This is a genomic window from Acidovorax sp. LjRoot38 (assembly GCF_964252975.1).
GTDB classification, from domain to species: Bacteria; Pseudomonadota; Gammaproteobacteria; order Burkholderiales; family Burkholderiaceae_C; genus Acidovorax; species Acidovorax facilis.
This window is the reverse complement of record NZ_CAXUPT020000015.1, coordinates 104,367-120,875: the sequence shown is the minus strand read 5'-3', so window position 1 is coordinate 120,875 and position 16,509 is coordinate 104,367. Positions and strand designations below refer to the sequence as shown.

General features: G+C 63.5%; 14 protein-coding genes and 1 pseudogene. 11 read left to right on the top strand and 4 right to left on the bottom strand.

The features are described from left to right. Window positions 1-10: 10 nt before the first annotated feature. Both ACSQ22_RS22215 and ACSQ22_RS22210 read right to left on the bottom strand, forming a co-directional pair. Window positions 11-2,260, bottom strand: coding sequence for a molybdopterin cofactor-binding domain-containing protein (locus tag ACSQ22_RS22215; RefSeq protein ID WP_436131559.1), 2,250 nt, complete (start codon window positions 2,258-2,260; stop codon window positions 11-13). A gap of 4 nt (window positions 2,261-2,264) precedes the next feature. Then, window positions 2,265-2,723: a (2Fe-2S)-binding protein gene (locus tag ACSQ22_RS22210; protein ID WP_436131558.1), complete on the bottom strand. Its 459-nt coding sequence runs from the start codon at window positions 2,721-2,723 to the stop codon at window positions 2,265-2,267. A gap of 187 nt (window positions 2,724-2,910) precedes the next feature. Between ACSQ22_RS22210 and ACSQ22_RS22205 the strand changes: the two genes are divergently transcribed. Both ACSQ22_RS22205 and ACSQ22_RS22200 read left to right on the top strand, forming a co-directional pair. After that, complete coding sequence (locus ACSQ22_RS22205; RefSeq protein ID WP_436131557.1) at window positions 2,911-3,900, top strand: alpha/beta fold hydrolase; 990 nt, start codon at window positions 2,911-2,913, stop codon at window positions 3,898-3,900. 2 nt (window positions 3,901-3,902) lie between these two features. Beyond that, entirely contained in the window at window positions 3,903-4,913 is a 1,011-nt protein-coding gene (locus ACSQ22_RS22200) for an alpha/beta hydrolase family protein (protein ID WP_436131556.1), read from the top strand. A 103-nt stretch (window positions 4,914-5,016) separates the two neighbouring features. Here ACSQ22_RS22200 and ACSQ22_RS22195 read toward each other — a convergent pair whose 3' ends face one another. After that, a complete protein-coding gene (locus ACSQ22_RS22195) occupies window positions 5,017-6,123 on the bottom strand; it encodes a helix-turn-helix domain-containing protein (protein WP_436131555.1) in 1,107 nt (368 codons plus the stop codon). A gap of 198 nt (window positions 6,124-6,321) precedes the next feature. On the opposite strand from ACSQ22_RS22195, the gene ACSQ22_RS22190 reads away from it, so the two are divergent. From ACSQ22_RS22190 to ACSQ22_RS22175, 4 genes are all read left to right on the top strand, one after another. Next, entirely contained in the window at window positions 6,322-7,122 is an 801-nt protein-coding gene (locus ACSQ22_RS22190) for an SDR family oxidoreductase (RefSeq protein WP_436131554.1), read from the top strand. An 18-nt stretch (window positions 7,123-7,140) separates the two neighbouring features. Further along, window positions 7,141-7,593 carry a nuclear transport factor 2 family protein gene (locus tag ACSQ22_RS22185; protein WP_436131553.1) on the top strand — a complete coding sequence of 151 codons (453 nt, stop codon included), beginning with the start codon at window positions 7,141-7,143 and terminating at the stop codon, window positions 7,591-7,593. Window positions 7,594-7,605: 12 nt separating this feature from the next. After that, window positions 7,606-7,902, top strand: a complete 297-nt coding sequence (locus tag ACSQ22_RS22180; protein ID WP_436131552.1) for a YciI family protein — start codon at window positions 7,606-7,608, stop codon at window positions 7,900-7,902. A 954-nt stretch (window positions 7,903-8,856) separates the two neighbouring features. Beyond that, window positions 8,857-10,269, top strand: a complete 1,413-nt coding sequence (locus tag ACSQ22_RS22175; protein WP_436131551.1) for a DUF6035 family protein — start codon at window positions 8,857-8,859, stop codon at window positions 10,267-10,269. A 177-nt stretch (window positions 10,270-10,446) separates the two neighbouring features. Here ACSQ22_RS22175 and ACSQ22_RS22170 read toward each other — a convergent pair. Then, window positions 10,447-11,334 (bottom strand): annotated as a pseudogene (locus ACSQ22_RS22170) (YifB family Mg chelatase-like AAA ATPase); the annotation flags it as partial. Window positions 11,335-11,558: 224 nt separating this feature from the next. Here ACSQ22_RS22170 and ACSQ22_RS22165 point away from each other — a divergent pair. From ACSQ22_RS22165 to ACSQ22_RS22145, 5 genes are all read left to right on the top strand, one after another. Continuing rightward, window positions 11,559-12,290: a TorF family putative porin gene (locus ACSQ22_RS22165; protein WP_121421928.1), complete on the top strand. Its 732-nt coding sequence runs from the start codon at window positions 11,559-11,561 to the stop codon at window positions 12,288-12,290. A gap of 46 nt (window positions 12,291-12,336) precedes the next feature. Next, complete coding sequence (gene glnK, locus ACSQ22_RS22160) at window positions 12,337-12,675, top strand: P-II family nitrogen regulator (RefSeq protein WP_010466918.1); 339 nt, start codon at window positions 12,337-12,339, stop codon at window positions 12,673-12,675. A gap of 36 nt (window positions 12,676-12,711) precedes the next feature. Beyond that, window positions 12,712-14,250 (top strand): ammonium transporter, encoded by a 1,539-nt coding sequence (gene amt / locus ACSQ22_RS22155; protein WP_121421929.1) that lies wholly within the window; start codon window positions 12,712-12,714, stop codon window positions 14,248-14,250. Window positions 14,251-14,511: 261 nt separating this feature from the next. Further along, entirely contained in the window at window positions 14,512-15,648 is a 1,137-nt protein-coding gene (gene glcE / locus ACSQ22_RS22150; protein WP_436131570.1) for a glycolate oxidase subunit GlcE, read from the top strand. A gap of 47 nt (window positions 15,649-15,695) precedes the next feature. After that, the gene (locus ACSQ22_RS22145) at window positions 15,696-16,496 is read left to right on the top strand and encodes a YoaK family protein (protein ID WP_436131550.1); all 801 of its coding nucleotides are present in this window, start codon (window positions 15,696-15,698) and stop codon (window positions 16,494-16,496) included. Window positions 16,497-16,509 lie beyond the last annotated feature (13 nt).

Here is a 16,509-nt window from a genome sequence, read left to right as displayed (position 1 = left end):
TCCCATTGCGCTATACAAAATCTATATGTTTGCGCAGCGGCAACTCCCGGATGCGTTTGCCCGTGGCAGCAAAGATCGCGTTCGCCAGCGCAGGCGCTGCGGGCGGCACGCCTGGCTCTCCAATGCCCTTGATGCGACCGATGGTCTGCAATGCGCGTGTGACGACCTGCGGCGTCTGGTACAGCCGCAGGCTCTGGTAGGCGTGTAAGTTGGTCTGCTCGGGCACGCCGTCGGCATAGGTAAGTTCGCCGAACATAGCATGGCCCAGGCCCCACAGTAGTCCGCCGCTCATCTGCGCTTCGAGGTTCACCGGGTCCAGCACCTGGCCGACCTCGGCAACGGCGAAGGCCTTGTCGATGCGGATGCCCTGGGGCGTCGCAGTCACCTCGACCACCTCGGCCACCGGCACACCGAAGGACAGCGTGAATGCCATCCCACGCCCGCTGCCCTTGGGCAAGGGCTGGCCCCATCCTGACAACTCGCCCACCGCCTGCAACACACGTTTGGAGGGCTCGTGCGAACACAGCCGCAGGCGCTCGGCCAGCGGATCGGCACCGGCGGCGTGAATCAACTCGTCTAGGAAGCACTCATGCAGGAAACCGTTACCCGAGGCCCCGACGGAGCGCCATGAACTTACCGGCACCATCTCGGGCACGCGGTAGCCGGTGACCCGGTAGTGCGGTATGGCGAAGGGCTGGTCCCAGGCACCAGCGACGATGGCCATGTCCGGACCCATAGCGGGCTGCCCCTGGCGCCCAAGCTGGGACGCATTCACGGACTGCGACGCAATGGCGAGGTCGTAGGTCTGCACTTGGCCATTGGCCGCCAAGCCGCGCGCGCGGGCGATGGCCAGAGGGCGCGGGAAGTCATGCGTCATGTCCTCTTCGCGGGTCCAAGTCATTTTGATGGGCACACCGGGGTGGGCCTTGGCCAGTTCGACGGCCTGGCGGACATAGTCGTCTTCGAGCCGTCGGCCGAAGCTGCCGCCCATGACCTGCACATGCACGTGTATGTTGTCCTCGGCGACACCACTGACGGCGGCAGCACCAGTCACGACGAAGCGCGGGATTTGCGTGCCGGTCCAGATGTCCAGCCGACCGTCCTTGAGTTGCACCACCGCATTCATCGGCTCCAGTGGCGCGTGCGCCAGGTAGGGTACGCGGTACTCGGCCTGCAGCACCTGGGCGGGGTCTGCGGCCTTGAGCGCGGCCTCGACGTCACCCTCGTCCTTTTGCCGACTGTTCCTGCGCTCGTCGGTGAATGACGCTGCCGCCTGAGCGAACATGGCCTCGGTGGTGGGCGGGTAAGGCGCCGCGCCCCATTCGATCTCCAGCATGTGAGCGGCCTGGAAGGCACGCCAAGTGTTATCGGCGATCACGCCCACACCGCCGCTGATGGGCACGACCTTCAGCACGCCCCGGGCCGCTGCGGCCTTCTTGCCGTCGACCCCTTTTATGCCTCCACCCAGGCGCGGGTTGGTGCGCACGGTGGCGTAGACCATGCCCGAAAGGCGCAGGTCGATTCCATAGGTGGCCGTGCCGGTGGACTTGGCCACGATGTCCAGCCGCTGCATCGGTTTGCCGAGCAGCTTCCATTCGCTGGCCGACTTGAGTGCTACGTCGGAGGGAGGCGTCAGCATGCCTGCAGCCGCAGCCAGCGCCGTGTACGGCAGTCGCTTGCCGTCGGGGAGTAGCACCTGGCCTCCTTCCGTTCTCAGCCGTGAGACCGGCACGCCGGTCTGGTGCGCTGCCGCCGCCAACAGCATTTGACGCGCCACCGCACCGGCCACGCGCAGGCGGTCGAAAGCGTCCGGCACGGTGGACGATCCCCCAGTGATCTGCATGCCCAGCATCTTGCCCATGACGCCGGCCGCACCGCGCCCGGTGCGGGCCATGAAGGTGTCCGCCGTAGCCGCGATGGGAAAGGCCTCGGCCATCACCGTCCCGTTGTAGTAGGCCGCGCTCGGTGGGCCTGGCTCGACCTGGAACTGGCCCCAGGCGACATCCAGCTCCTCGGCGATTAGTGCCGCCTGCACCGAGTAGGCGCCCTGGCCCAGGTCGGCGCGCGGTGTGATCAGCGTGATGCCGTTCGCATCGATGCGCACATAGGGGTTGAGCGTGTGCGCACCGTTGGGCAGGTCTTTCGACAGGGGGTTGGACGGGTCGCGCTGGTAGATGTAGGTACCGACTGCCAGGCCGGCGGCCAGGGTGCCAGCGCCAACGAGGAAGGTGCGGCGCGCAATGCGGGCAAGCTGGGCCATGGTTTCAAGCTCCCTTCATTTGAGCGGCTGCGGACTTCACCGCCTGGCGGATGCGTGGGTAGGTTCCACAGCGGCACAGGTTGCCCGACATGGCCTGGTCAATCTGCTCGTCTGTTGGCTGCGGCTGGTTCGCCAACAAGGCCGCTGCGGCCATGATCTGGCCAGACTGGCAGTAGCCGCATTGCGCCACCTGGTGTTCAATCCATGCGCGCTGCACTGCATGCAGCGCCTGCGGGCTGCCGAGGCCTTCGATGGTGGTTACGGCGCCCTGCAAAGAGCCCACGGGTGTTACGCAGGAACGCACCGCCGCTCCGTCCACATGCACGGTACAGGCGCCACACTGCGCCAGACCGCAGCCGTACTTGGGGCCCGTGATGCCCAGCTCATCGCGCAGCACCCACAACAAAGGCATGTCGGGCTCGACGTCCACCGTGTACGGGTAGTTGTTGACGGTCAGTTTCATCGTGGGATCTCTCGGTTGGATGGCTGGAATCCAGTCTAGGCAGACCGTGTGGAGCAAGCATCGGCCAAACGCGCCAACCTGCGTGCACAAGTGGCGCGTTGGGCCAATGGATTGGCGCATTGCGCGAGTGCGCGCGCGGTACTGCCCAGGCAAAGTCAAGGTCACATCAACCGACTCTGGAGTACCAATGAGCGCCAACCCCACCTCAAACACCTTGCCCCGCCATGCCGGATTGCACACTGCGTCGCGGCGCCACGCACTGATCGGCGGCGCAGTGGCGCTGGCCGGGCTGAGCCAAACGGCGCTAGCCGCCGACAGCAGTGGGGGCGCCGGTACCGCCCCCACACAATTCCTGGAATCTGGAGGGCGCAAGCTGGCTTTTCGCTCCGTTGGCAGGGGCCAGCCCATCGTGCTGGCACACCGGTTTCGCGGCGTGCTGGACCTATGGGATCCGGCCTTCATCGACGCACTGGCAGCGCAAGGCTTCCAGGTCATCACCTTCGACCATTCCGGCATTGGGCAGTCCACTGGGGAGCGCACCTACAACCCCGCAGCGATGGTTAAAGATGCCAAGGATCTCATCGACGGCCTGAAACTGCAGGACGTCGTCATCGGCGGCTGGTCCTTTGGCGGAATCGTTGCCCAGATTTACGTGGCCATGTTCGGTGCCAGCGTCAGCCATGCGGTGCTGATCTCGACGACACCGCCCGGCAAGCTTGCCAAGCCTGGCGATCAGCGGTTCTACGACGCGGCCGCACAAGGGCCTGCGACCCTGGAGCAATACACGACGCTGTTCTTTGAGCCCGATGACGCGACCAGCCGAGCCGCGTCGCAGCGCTCCTTCGAGCGCATCTTCGCCCGCAAGACCGGCCGCAGTCCGGATGTGCCGGTGGAGTGGGCTCTGAGCCAGGTGCCGCACTCGCCGCCCAACCCCGTGTTCCCCTCCGAAGAGGTGCTGCAAGCCCTAAAGCACACGAACGTGCCCATGCTGCACCTAGCAGGAAATCACGACCTGTCGGTGCCCGTTGAAAACTGGTACGCGCTGGGCGCGCAGCTGCCGACAATGAACCTGGTCACCTATCCCCGTGCCGGCCATGCTCCGCACCATCAGCATCCAGAGATGGCGGCAGCACAGATCGCGGCTTTCGTGCGAAACACGCGCAAGGCGCAGGCGTGACCATGGTGCCCAGCACACGCCGCACCCTCAGCCGCCGAGGCGCCTGTGCAGCCATTGCGGGCACACTGGTGGCGCCCTGGGCTCGCTCCCTGAGCCTGCTCGCCGAGCCGCAGCCGACGCACCGCGTTGTGGACCTGGAGTGGGCCGACACCGCACGGGCCCGTCCGGTGCCCACCCGGCTTTATCTGCCGCAGGACGAAGCGGCGACCGAAGGTCCTCTGCCGTTGATGGTGTTCTCCCACGGCATCGGCGGCTCTCGCGCCAACTACAGCTACCTGGGTCGTCACTGGGCCTCGAAGGGCTTCGCCAGCCTGCATGTCCAGCATGTAGGCAGCGATCATGCGGTGTGGAGAGGCAACCCACTGACCGTGGTGAACCGTTTGCGCCAAGCGGCCAGCGAAGCGGAGGCGGTGCAGCGCGTGCACGACCTGCGGTTTGCGCTGGATCGCCTGCTGGCCCCAGACGCCTCCGTACCGGGCTTGCAGATCGACCCACGCCGCATCGTCGCGGCCGGTCATTCCTACGGCGCCAACACCACGCTGCTCGCCATTGGCGCGCAGGTGAGGCGCAACGGCCTGTGGCGCAGCTTCCGAGACGAGCGCATCAGCGCTGCCGTCATCCTCTCCGCACCACCGTTCTACGGCGAGCCCGACCTACCTGCCATCCTGAGCCCGGTGGCCGTGCCAACGCTTCATGTCACTACAACGGACGACATCATCCGCATTCCCGGTATGCACTCGGGTGTGGAAGACCGGGTTGCGGTCTTCAATGCCATGCCCGACCATGGCAAGGCGCTGGTGATGTACCACGGTGGTTCCCACAGCATCTTCACCGACCGCATCGGACCGGGCGGGCTGCAGCTCAACCAGCAGATCAAGGCCGCAACCCGCGAACTGTCGTTGGCCTTCGTGCAGCGGTCGTTGGGCCGAGATGCCGCAGCACTACAGCGCTGGGACCACGTTTGGCGCGCGCTGGTGGCACGATCGGCCGGTGTAGGCACGGTTGCAGGCTGAGGCGGCCAAGAGCCGCCAAGCAGTGTCTGCTCCCTGCTGCGGCAACCATGCCCATGGGACACAAAGTCTGCGCCAGCAGATTCCATCTGCCAGGAGAGTTGCATCAGGGTGATGGCGCCTGGCTAGCCGTGGACGCGCCCCTGGCCGCTACGTGCACCGAACGCACCGCATGCGGAGTGCTGCCCGTCCAGCCCTGGAAGGCACGGATAAAGGAGTTTGGATCTTCGAAACCGAGCAAAAAGGCGATCTCGGCGCCAGACATCACGGAGTTGTGAAGGTAGTGGTGGGCCAGTGCGTTGCGCAGCTGGTCCAGCGTCTGCTGGAAGCTCGTGCCTTCCTCCTGAAGCCGCCGCTGCAGCGTGCGGCTGCTAACGCCCAGTTTTCGGCACACCGCCTGCATCGACAGATCCCCGGCGGGAAGGGCCTCCAACAGCACGCCGCGCAAGCGTTCGGCCGTGGTCGCCCCCCGGTCCAGTTCGGCCAGCCGTTGACGCAGGGCAGGTTCAAAAAACGACCACATGCCGTGGTTGGCCGTCAGGAAGGAGCGTTGCGCGTCCTCTGCGGAAAAGACGACCGTGGGCATGGGAGCCTTTTCCACTGACACACCAAAGTAATCGGCATAGGCCCTCGCTTCGGGTGCTGATTGCGGTGGCAGCGGCCAGCCCACCCGCAGCGGATGCAGGGTGCTGCGGGTGGCCAGTCGCGCGAGCTGAACCAGGAACACCAGCTTGAAGGCCATCAGCACCGGTGGTGGTGAGAGTGCGCGGTCCAGAAACTCCAAAGTAGCGGTCGTGCGGCGCTCCGTCCGATCCACGTGCAAGGCCATGGGGCCAGCCAGGCGTTTGTATTTGGCCAGGCGGGCCAACGCGCCGTTCATGTCGTCGCTGCACAACGCCACAAAAAGCTCCGGCTCGAACCAGTCGGACGTCATCCGCTGGGCCAGCCGCAAGGGCACTGGGCCCTCTTCGAGTCCGGCATCGGCCTCGATAGCGGCCCAAAGCTTGAAGTACGTTGCGGAATCGAGCCGGGTGCGATCCCGGTTGAACAGGTCACCGGGCAGTTGGGCCCGTCGCAGCACGTTGGCGCCATTCACGCCAGCGTCGTGCATCAACAGCAGCCAGCCGGGCCAGACGGCGAAGGTGCCCGAGTGCACAGCGCCGTCATGCGGCCCGCTGGGGAGGTCGGAGTCTGAATCGTTTTCTTCTTGCATGCACTCAGTCTACAAGTCCATTGGCCGCTGCGGAACAGCCGAACACGCCATGTTGGGCGCGGAGGTTGGCGCGTTGTGCATGCGAATTGGCGTGGTCAGCGAGTGCGCTTAAACAGACCCTTCGGCACAGTAAAGGCTGTTGTCACCCCCACCTGCTGCAAGGCGTCGACTGCGCCACAGATGTTGAAAGCACCACCTATGAAGAAAACTGTATTGATCACCGGCGCCTCGTCGGGCTTTGGTCTGATGGTAGCCACCCGCCTGCACGAACAAGGCTTTGATGTCATCGGCACAAGCCGGACCCCGCACATGCACGCCCATCTACCGTTCAGAATCTTGCCCTTGGACATAGACGACGATGCGTCCATCAGTGCCTTCGCGCAGGCACTCCCCCGGCTTGCCCCGCGCCTGGATGTGTTGGTCAACAACGCCGGCTACATGGTGACGGGCCTGGCCGAAGAGACGCCCCTGGATGTCGCGCGCCAGCAGTTCGAAACCAACTTCTGGGGCACGGTGAAGGTGACGAATGCGCTGCTTCCTCGTTTGAGGGCGCAGAAACACGGCCAGATCATCACCGTCAGCTCCATAGTGGGTCTCATCGGCCCGCCCAACCTATCTTTCTACACGGCCTCCAAGCACGCGGTGCAGGGCTGGTTCAAGTCACTGCGCTTCGAGCTGGACCCGTTCAACATCAAGGTCAGCATGGTCGAGCCGGTCTGGTTCAAGACCAATCTGGCCAACCATGCCGTCAGTGCCCACGGTCGCAGCATTGATGACTACAACAGCTACCGTAAACAGGTGAACGCCGCCACACAGAAGGGCATCGACGAAGCCCAGGCACCGGACGCTGTCGTAGACACCATCGTCAAGCTGATCGGTACCAAGGAGCCCAAGTTCAGCAACCCCGTCGGCAAGATGGCCGGCATGATTCTGTTCCTGCAGAGCTACGCACCCAAGATGTTTGAGGGCTCCATCCTCAAGAGTGTCAAAACGGCCTAACCACAGAGACCCCACCCCATGTCACACCCAACCAATGACCAAGCCACCCTGCAGCCAGGGCATCCTCACGCCGCAGCCCAAGCCGGGCTGATGGAGTGGCACCGCATCGTCGCGGACCTGGACTGGGAGAGCCTGCCGGCATTGCTGACAGACGATGTCCGCTTCCGCAACCCGGCCTCCTTCGACGCCTATGTCGGCAAGGGGCCGATGGTGGCCATCCTGCAGACAGTGTTCGGCGTGATGGAAGATTTCAAGTACGAGCGGCACTATGGCCGTGCTGATGGCTATGTAATGGAGTTCACAGCGCGCGTCGGCACCGAGAATCTCGTGGGTATCGACATGGTCGCGTTCGACGCCGACGGCAAGATCACCGACTTCATGGTCATGATCCGTCCCGTCAGTGCAGTCATGTCACTCGCCGAGGAAGCCGGTCGGCGGATGGCGACCGCAAGCACTCCCGCAAGCGCCTGAAGGTGGCCTACCATGAAATACTTCCTCTGCAAGTACATTCCGCCACGCCCAGACTTTCTGGGCACCATGTCACCCGAGGAACGGGCATTGATGAAGCGCCACGGCGAATACATGAACGAGCTACTCGCCCGAAACATCATTGTTGCGCACGGACCGGTGATGGATCCGGCCGGCAGCTACGGCGTATCGCTGTACCAGATTGGTGACGACCAGGACATTGCCGCTTTCACTGCGGAGGATCCTGTGGTGAAAAACGGGGTGGGTGAATACGAGCACTACGCCATGCTCAGTCTGAGCGCCAAGCCGTAGGGATCGGTAAGCGCCCCAACGATGCTACTGACAGGTGCCGATGACGGCCACCTTGCCAACGCCCCTCAAGGGTGCCCCGGAGCAGGCGCGGAACCCCGACCGCGTACCCGGCGTTGGCAACGCGCCTGCGCTACCAAGCCGAAGGGAAGGTCTGCACGAATCATTTGCGAGTGCGTTGTCCCCATTCGTGAGATGAAACCTGCTGCGCCCAGGTGCCAAAGCACGATTCCTGTGTCTGGCCGGTGTGTTGATTTCCATGCAACCGTAACCCACCGGTGTTAGTGGGGCACTTCTGCGTAGAAATCAACAGGTTAAACTGTTCACGCAGTGGCCCTATCAGGCGTTCACAGCCGACTTTGCGCAGTCGAGATCGGATATGTGACCGCCGTAACTTCGGACCGTCTGCCGCCAATGACTCACATCAGCCTCAAGCAGACCACCCTGTACAAGTCCAAATGCTGATTTGCACCCTAGAACAGGGCAGGTTTGCGTAGAAATCTGTTCATTGCGCTCCAACGGCTTGATTGGGGTGGATTGGGGTCTGGTTCTGCGGATTTCCCAATCAAAATCGTTGATGCGTCGGCTGTTGAGCCCAATCCATTGGGGAATTTGCCGATTCATTGGGGGGTAGTTCGTCTGGTGCGAGAGCAGTGATGTCGCTGAGAGGAGCAGCACCTCGCCTTGGACGACGTCTCCTAACGGCGATGATTGACCGCCCACTTGCCCGTGATTCGGTGATGCGGACTCACTAGAGTTGAATCTATGCCCGTAGTCGCACGGCCGTTTGCGCTGTCCATGCCATTCCCTGCAGTTGGCCCTCAGCCGCTGTTTCTCTGATTCGGCAATGCAATTGCGCTTCGGGCGCTTCCTTCTCCTAACCGTAGATTGTGTAATGCCAACCGCACTTGAAGCGGGGACCGCTTACTATAGTGTCGCTTCTCGCGGCACTCGTTCATGAAGCAACTACGTTCTTTACCTCCCGAGGCTCGCCTCGCGGTTTCGGATCCGGAAATTCCGACGGTTCTGGAGTCCTCAACGCTCAAGGAACTGGCGGCTGCGGAAGTCATTGGTGCTGATGTTGATCGCCTGATGCTTTTGCGCATGGCTGTGGCCACGAGCAATCAGGAAGATCGGGCTATGTACCTGTGTCCTGAGTGCTTCGTCCCTCTGTCCATTGTGTGCAGAAAAGACTGCCGCTCATTCTGGTTCAAGCACACACTGGAAGATGGCCGGTGTAGCGCTGTGACACGTGGTGAATTGACTCGCGAAGAAATCAACGCCAGAAAATACAACGGCGCCAAAGAAAGCGTGCTTCACCGACAGATGAAGCAGTGGTTGGTCGAGTCGCTGCACGCATCGGGCATGTTCACGGAGATCGCTCAAGAGAGACGCTGGAATGGTCCCGTTTCAGGTGCTTGGCGTCGCCCTGACGTGAGTGCCAAGTTGGGTAGTGTGGTCGTCGCTTTCGAGGTGCAACTGTCTACCACTTTTCTGAGCGTGATTGCAGAACGGCGCAGTTTCTATCTCCGTGAAGGCGGTCTGCTGTTCTGGGTATTCGCGAACTTCAATGAGGACGGACGACGCCTCACGATGGACGACGTGTTTTACAACAACAATCAGAACGCCTTCATCGTCTCCAAGGCCACGTGCGAAGAATCTCGTGCCACGGGGAGGTTCGTCCTGGACTGTGCATGGGTAGAGCCAGGCTATTGGAACGCTGCCCCTCAGTTTCGTCGGGAGCGAGTGGCTTTTGACGAACTCACACTGGATTTGGAAAAGCAGCAGGCATACTTTTTCGACTACGCGGGCTCTGTGGCGCAGAGAGATGCCGACGAGACCAAGGAAAGAGCCAGTTGGCCCAGCCGATTCGAGAACTGGTGGCTTGACGTGGCAAACCGCCAGTCATCACTTGCGGACCAGGAGGACGAACTGCGCGGCTTCCCGAGCTGCGCTCCACGAGATTGGAACGATTGGGGCATGCTCTCGTTGACCCCACTCCGCTTTTATGGCTCAGAACTGCGCCTGCCGATTGCTATGTTGGACTGCTTCTATTCAGCCAAGCACGGCAGGCCCATAGGCATCAAGCGCAAGCATTTGATTGAGATCGCTCACTATCTTGCTGAGTCCTACCCCCGGTATCTGCTGTGGTTCCGCAAGGCGCTTCAGGTCTATGAGCGCGGCGACCTGCTCGTAAAACAGGACAAGTCTGGGAGTTGGTTGAAAAGAGTGAAGGCCTACAAAAAAGATATGCGCATGAACCCCGAGAGGTATGGGTCCGACCAACGACACCAGATGCTTTTTGAGTTCTTGTTCCCCGAGTTGAAACCGTTGCCGGAGTCGCCGTCGGATGTGTTGCCGCAATGTTGAACCGGTACTCGACTTACTGGCGATGTGCTGATCCCAGTATGACAAGCCAAGGGGCCTGTCGAAAGTAGCTGGAGGAAGTCTCTGCTTGGTTGCTTTTTTAGGCGCCGAGAAGGCGAGTGCGGGAGCCTTTCAGTCGTATAAATTATTGTGTAGTCGCAAAAATTATTGTAATTCACATCCGCCGCCCACCAGGGCCACTGCGCTGGCGGTGTGGTGTGGCGCGGCTGTGGGCCTGTGGCCCCACTGGTCGGTGCGAAAGCGCCCGGCCAGGCTGGCAATGGCGGCGCTCTCCAGCGCCTCGTCCACGGTCATCGCGGGCAGCAGTCCCGCAAACCGCAGCGCCAGCATCGACTTGCCCGACCCGGGCGGCCCGGCCATGAGCACGCTGTGCCCGCCAGCGGCAGCAATCTCGAGCGCGCGTTTGGCGCTGGCCTGGCCTTTCACGTCGCACATGTCGGGGCCTGCTGTGCTCGCCGCCATGGGGGTGGCCTGCAGGCGGGTCCAGCCGTCGTTGGCCACGTCGGCATCGCCCGCAGCCACGCTGCCCGGCGGCAGGAAGGCGCGCACCACATCCAGAAGATGCCGTGCGCGCACCACCTGCGCGGCGGGCACCAGGGCGGCCTCTTCAGCGCTGCCGGGGGGCAGCACCAGTTGCGCGGTGATCTGCTGGGTCTGCAGCGCCAGGCTGGTGGCCAGCGCGCCGCGCACAGGGCGCAGTTCGCCCGACAGCGACAGCTCGCCCGCAAACTCATAGCCCGCCAGACGGCTTGCGTCCACCTGCCCGCTGGCGGCGAGGATGCCCAGTGCAATCGGCAGATCGAAGCGCCCTGAGTCCTTGGGCAGATCGGCTGGTGCCAGGTTTACCGTGATGCGCTTGTTATGCGGGAACTCCAGCCCCGCGTTCTGCAGCGCCGAGCGCACCCGTTCGCGGGCTTCCTTGACCTCCACCTCGGCCAGGCCCACCAGCGTGAAGCTGGGCAAACCATTGGCCAGATGCACTTCGACGGTGACAGAAGGCGCCTGCAGCCCCAGAAGGGCGCGGCTTTGCACCAAAGCAAGACTCATGAAGCGGTTTCTCCCCAGATGGGTGCGTTTTATGGTTTTTTAGCGCGGTCCGGTTGTGCTGTGCACCAACAAGGTGCAACATGGTCCGCGCGCACACCGTCACTGTACTTGGGGATCGGTGTAACGCAACGCAACGGCGATGTGAAGGCGATGCAATGGTTGCACTGGCGTGGCACGGTCCGTGCTTAAAACGCTCGTCCCTACTTTGTCCAACCGGAGGAAACATGACCCGCGCCATCATCAAGACCCTGGGCGTTGCCCTTGTTGCAACCCTTCCCATGCTGGCCAGTGCCCAGCTCACCGGCAATGTCAGCCTGACCACCAACTACAAGTTCCGTGGCCAGGACCAGGACGTTTCCAAGTCCAAAGCGGTCAAGCCTGCACTGCAAGGCGGTTTTGATTACGCCTTCGGCGACACCGGCTGGTACGTAGGCAACTGGAACTCCAGCGTGGACTGGCTTGCCAACAACTCGCTCGAGTCCGACCTGTACGGCGGCTACAAGTTCAAGGCTGGCGGCGCCGACCTGGACGTGGGCGCCCTGACCTACATCTACCCTGGCAACAGCAACGGCAACACCACCGAGCTGTATGGCGCGGCCACCATGGGCCCCTTCACTGCCAAGTATTCGCACACCATCTCCAAGGACTACTTCGGCTTTGCCGGCGCCAAGGCTGGCTCGGGCCTGAAGGGCCGCAACACCGGCTACCTGAACTTCGCGTTTGCGCAGGAAGTTGCCCCCAGCGTGACGGTGAAGGCCTCGGTCGGCTTCACGCGCTTTGCCAGCGACATCAAGGACCTGGGCGTGCCCAACTACATGGACTACAGCGTGGGCGGTGCCTACGACTTCGGCGGTGGCCTGTCGCTGGGCGCTGCCGTGGTGGGTGCCAACAAGAAGGCCTTCTTCGGCCACGTCAACAAGTCGCGCGTGATCGTCACGCTCACCAAAACCCTGTAAGCAAGTCTCAATGGGCGCTTGCTGCGCCCATGTCGGAGGAACCAAAATGAAAATGGTGACAGCCATCATCAAGCCCTTCAAGCTGGACGAGGTGCGTGAAGCGCTTTCGGACATCGGCGTGCAAGGCATCACGGTCACTGAGGTCAAGGGCTTTGGCCGCCAGAAGGGCCACACCGAGCTGTACCGCGGCGCGGAATACGTGGTTGACTTCCTGCCCAAGGTCAAGATCGAAGCCGCTGTGGCGGACGACCTCGTGGACCGCGTGATCGAGTCCATCGAGAGCGCCGCCCGCACCGGCAAGATCGGCGACGGCAAGATCTTCGTGACCCACCTGGAGCAGGTGGTGCGCATCCGCACTGGCGAAACCGGCAAGGAAGCGCTGTAAGGGCGCGGCCGTACTACATCCAAGAAGAGAAACGCCATGAAAAAACTGCTTGCTTCCTTCATTCTGGGGCTGGGTCTGCTGACCATGGGCAACTTGTCCCTGGCACAGGCGCCCGCCGCCTCCGAGCCGGCTGCTGCCGCGCCCGCTGCTGCCGCAGAAGCCCCGGCTCCTGCTGCTGCCGCAGCCCCCGCAGCGGCAGCAGCCGCCGCTCCCGCAGCTGCCGCCGAGGCACCCGCTCCCGTCCCCAACAAGGGTGACACCGCCTGGATGATGACCTCCACCATCCTCGTGATCCTGATGGTCCTGCCCGGCCTGGCGCTGTTCTACGGTGGCCTGGTGCGCAGCAAGAACATGCTGTCCGTGCTCATGCAGGTGATGGTCACGTTCTCGATGATCGTGGTGCTGTGGTTCATCTACGGCTACAGCCTGGCCTTCACCGAAGGCGGCGCGTTCATCGGTGGCTTCGACCGCCTGTTCATGAAAGGCATCTGGGACAACGCCGCAGGCACGTTTGCCAACGCGGCTACGTTCAGCAAGGGTGTCGTGATTCCTGAAGTGGTGTTCGCCGCCTTCCAGGCCACGTTCGCCGGCATCACCTGCGCCCTGATCGTCGGTGCGTTCGCAGAGCGCATCAAGTTCAGCGCCGTCATGATGTTCATGGTGCTGTGGTTCACCTTCAGCTACCTGCCCATTGCCCACATGGTGTGGTTCTGGATGGGCCCTGATGCCTACGCCTCCAAGGAAGTGGCCGACGCCATGACCGGCAAGGCTGGCCAGATCTGGCAGTGGGGTGCTCTGGACTTCGCTGGCGGCACCGTGGTGCACATCAACGCCGCTGTGGCGGGCCTGGTGGGCGCGTTCATGGTGGGCAAGCGCATCGGCTACGGCAAGGAAGCCATGGCGCCTCACAGCCTGACGCTGACCATGGTCGGTGCCTCGCTGCTGTGGGTGGGCTGGTTCGGTTTCAACGCCGGCTCTGCCCTGGAAGCCAACGGCTTTGCCGCCCTGGCCTTCATCAACACGCTGGTGGCCACCGCCGCTGCCGTGCTGGCATGGTGCATCGGTGAAGCGCTGATGCGTGGCAAGGCTTCGATGCTGGGTGCAGCATCGGGTGCCGTGGCCGGCCTCGTGGCCATCACGCCTGCCGCTGGCAACGTCGGTATCGGCGGCGCCCTGGTGATCGGCCTGGTGGGCGGTTTTGCCTGCCTGTGGGGTGTCAACGGTCTCAAGAAGCTGCTGGGTGCGGACGACTCGCTCGACGTGTTCGGCGTGCACGGCATCGGCGGTATCGTGGGTGCCCTGCTGACCGGCGTGTTCAACGCCCCTGGCCTGGGTGGCCCTGGCTACGTGGCCGACTGGGTGACGGCAACGATGGTGACATCGGCCGACTACTCCATCGCCGCGCAAGTCTGGACACAAGCCAAGGCTGTGCTGCTGACCATCGTGTGGTCGGGTGTGGTCTCCTTCGTCGCCTACAAGATCGTTGACCTCACGGTGGGCCTGCGTGTCACGGAAGAAGACGAACGCGAAGGCCTGGACATCACTTCGCACGGCGAGACAGCGTACAACCGCTGATCCGCCTGCACCCCACGCGCTGCGGTGTCTGGTGGCACCGCAGCGTCGCAACAAGAACAAGCGAGTCACTCCTCTGGTTGTTGAGCCCGCCGGCAACGGCGGGTTTTTTTCGTACCGGTGGGGGGCTCGCTGTTGGCTTTGGCAGGGTTGCCAAGGCAGGTTCCCCCAGACAACTTGCCCGCAGGCCCGAGTCCTTTGCACGCGCCCTGTTCAAAAAATTCACGCACTGCGGGTGTAGCACCGGACATGGCTGCCGCTACGATGCAAGGCATGGACCTCGCCCTTGCCCAGATCACCGAACGTGTGCGCACCGCCGCCGCCGACCAGACCCCCTTGCGCATCCGTGGCGGGGGCACCAAGGATTTTCATGGCCTGGCACTGCATGGTGAAGTGCTCGACACGCGGGTGCTGCGCGGCATCGTGAGCTACGAGCCGAGCGAGCTGGTTGTCACCGTGCGGGCGGGCACCCCGTTGGCCGAGTTGGAGGCCGCGCTGGCCGAACAAGGCCAATGCCTGCCTTTTGAGCCCCCGCATTTCGCCAAGGCCTCCTCGGATGCCGCCACCGTGGGCGGCATGGTCGCGGCAGGCCTCTCAGGCCCCGCCCGCGCCAGCGTAGGGGCTGTGCGCGACTATCTTCTGGGCGTGACCCTGCTCAACGGCAAAGCCGAGCTGCTGACTTTTGGCGGCCAGGTCATGAAAAACGTGGCGGGGTATGACGTGTCCCGCCTCATGGCCGGTGCCTGGGGCACGCTGGGTTTGCTGACCGAGGTCAGCCTCAAGGTGCTGCCCGTGGCGCCCGGCGAGGCCACGCTGCGGTTTGACGACATCAACCAGGCCGACGCATTGCGCAAGCTGCACGCCTGGGGCGGCCAGCCGCTGCCCCTGAACGCCAGCTGCTGGGTGCAAGACGGTGGCGTGGGCACGCTCTATGTGCGCCTGCGCGGCGCCGTGGCGGCGGTCGAGGCCGCCTGCAAAACGGTGGGTGGCACGCGCATGGACAACGCCACGGTGGCTGCCGACTGGACGGCCTGCCGCGAGCAGACCCTGCCCTGGTTCACCGCACGTGCTGCACAGCCCGGCCACGCCCTGTGGCGCCTGTCCGTGCCCGCCACAGCCCCGGTGCTGAGCTTGCCGGGCGGCGCGCAGCCGCTGGTCGAGTGGCATGGCGCGCTGCGCTGGGTGCAAGCGCCCGAATCCACAGGCGACGCCCTGCGCGAAGCCGCTCGGGCTGTGGGTGGAAATGCTTCTATTTTTGTAGCTGCTAGCGCAGGTGGGACAAGCGCCAGTGGCACATTTGACCTTCAGTCCAAGGCGCTGGAACACATCCACGCCCGGCTCAAACACAGCTTTGACCCGGCTGGCATCTTCAACCCCGGCCGCATGGCGCGGGCCTGGTAGGCGGGGTCAGTTCCATCACCACCACCGTTTTCACCGTCACCTTGGCCATGCGACGCCTTCGCCACCTCACCGGAAACCGCCGCACGGTCGCCAGCAACCGGGTGCTGGGCCTGCTGCTGGCGTTCAATGCGGGGGCCGTCAATGCAGGGGGCTTTCTGGTGGTGCACCTGTACACCTCGCACATGACCGGCTTTTTGTCCTCGCTGGCCGACAACCTGGTACTGGGCCAGATGAAGATCGTGCTGGGTGCCATCGGTGCGCTGTGGGCCTTCATGTCGGGCGCAGGCACCACGGCCATCATGATCAACTGGGCGCGCCAGCGCAAGCTGCGCAGCACCTTTGCGCTGCCGCTGGTGCTGGAGTCCGTGCTCATGCTGCTGTTCGGCCTGGTGGGGGCCATCACGCTCACCTGGCCCACACCGTTTGCCGTGCCGCTGGCGGTGTTGCTGCTCTCCTTCATCATGGGCCTGCAGAACGCCACGGTGACCAAGATGTCGTCGTCGCAGATCCGCACCACCCACATGACGGGCGTGGTGACCGACCTGGGCATCGAGATGGGCAAGATGCTCTACTGGAACCGCACCGGTACCGCGCCCGAATCACAAGTGCGCGCCAACCAGGCCCGGCTGCGGCTGTTTGCCGGGCTCGTCGCCATGTTTTTGGTGGGCGGTATTGCAGGCGCGGCGGGCTTCAAGCATGTGGGCTTTGTGTTTGTGGTGCCGCTGGCGCTGGTGCTGCTGGCCCTGTCGCTGCCCCCGCTGTGGGCCGACCGCGCAAGGCTGCGCAACCCCTTGCGCAAGCCGCTGGCGCTGGAAGCGCCCTTGGACCCACCGACCGCGCCGCGCTGAATCGGCCCTGATC

Bases quoted from the DNA above. Each gene is read 5' to 3' on its own strand.
- ACSQ22_RS22215 (WP_436131559.1), bottom strand. From the start codon at position 2,260: ATGGCCCAGCTTGCCCGCATTGCGCGCCGCACCTTCCTCGTTGGCGCT.
- ACSQ22_RS22210 (WP_436131558.1), bottom strand. From the start codon at position 2,723: ATGAAACTGACCGTCAACAACTACCCGTACACGGTGGACGTCGAGCCC.
- ACSQ22_RS22205 (WP_436131557.1), top strand. From the start codon at position 2,911: ATGAGCGCCAACCCCACCTCAAACACCTTGCCCCGCCATGCCGGATTG.
- ACSQ22_RS22200 (WP_436131556.1), top strand. From the start codon at position 3,903: ATGGTGCCCAGCACACGCCGCACCCTCAGCCGCCGAGGCGCCTGTGCA.
- ACSQ22_RS22195 (WP_436131555.1), bottom strand. From the start codon at position 6,123: ATGCAAGAAGAAAACGATTCAGACTCCGACCTCCCCAGCGGGCCGCAT.
- ACSQ22_RS22190 (WP_436131554.1), top strand. From the start codon at position 6,322: ATGAAGAAAACTGTATTGATCACCGGCGCCTCGTCGGGCTTTGGTCTG.
- ACSQ22_RS22185 (WP_436131553.1), top strand. From the start codon at position 7,141: ATGTCACACCCAACCAATGACCAAGCCACCCTGCAGCCAGGGCATCCT.
- ACSQ22_RS22180 (WP_436131552.1), top strand. From the start codon at position 7,606: ATGAAATACTTCCTCTGCAAGTACATTCCGCCACGCCCAGACTTTCTG.
- ACSQ22_RS22175 (WP_436131551.1), top strand. From the start codon at position 8,857: ATGAAGCAACTACGTTCTTTACCTCCCGAGGCTCGCCTCGCGGTTTCG.
- ACSQ22_RS22165 (WP_121421928.1), top strand. From the start codon at position 11,559: ATGACCCGCGCCATCATCAAGACCCTGGGCGTTGCCCTTGTTGCAACC.
- glnK (WP_010466918.1), top strand. From the start codon at position 12,337: ATGAAAATGGTGACAGCCATCATCAAGCCCTTCAAGCTGGACGAGGTG.
- amt (WP_121421929.1), top strand. From the start codon at position 12,712: ATGAAAAAACTGCTTGCTTCCTTCATTCTGGGGCTGGGTCTGCTGACC.
- glcE (WP_436131570.1), top strand. From the start codon at position 14,512: ATGCAAGGCATGGACCTCGCCCTTGCCCAGATCACCGAACGTGTGCGC.
- ACSQ22_RS22145 (WP_436131550.1), top strand. From the start codon at position 15,696: ATGCGACGCCTTCGCCACCTCACCGGAAACCGCCGCACGGTCGCCAGC.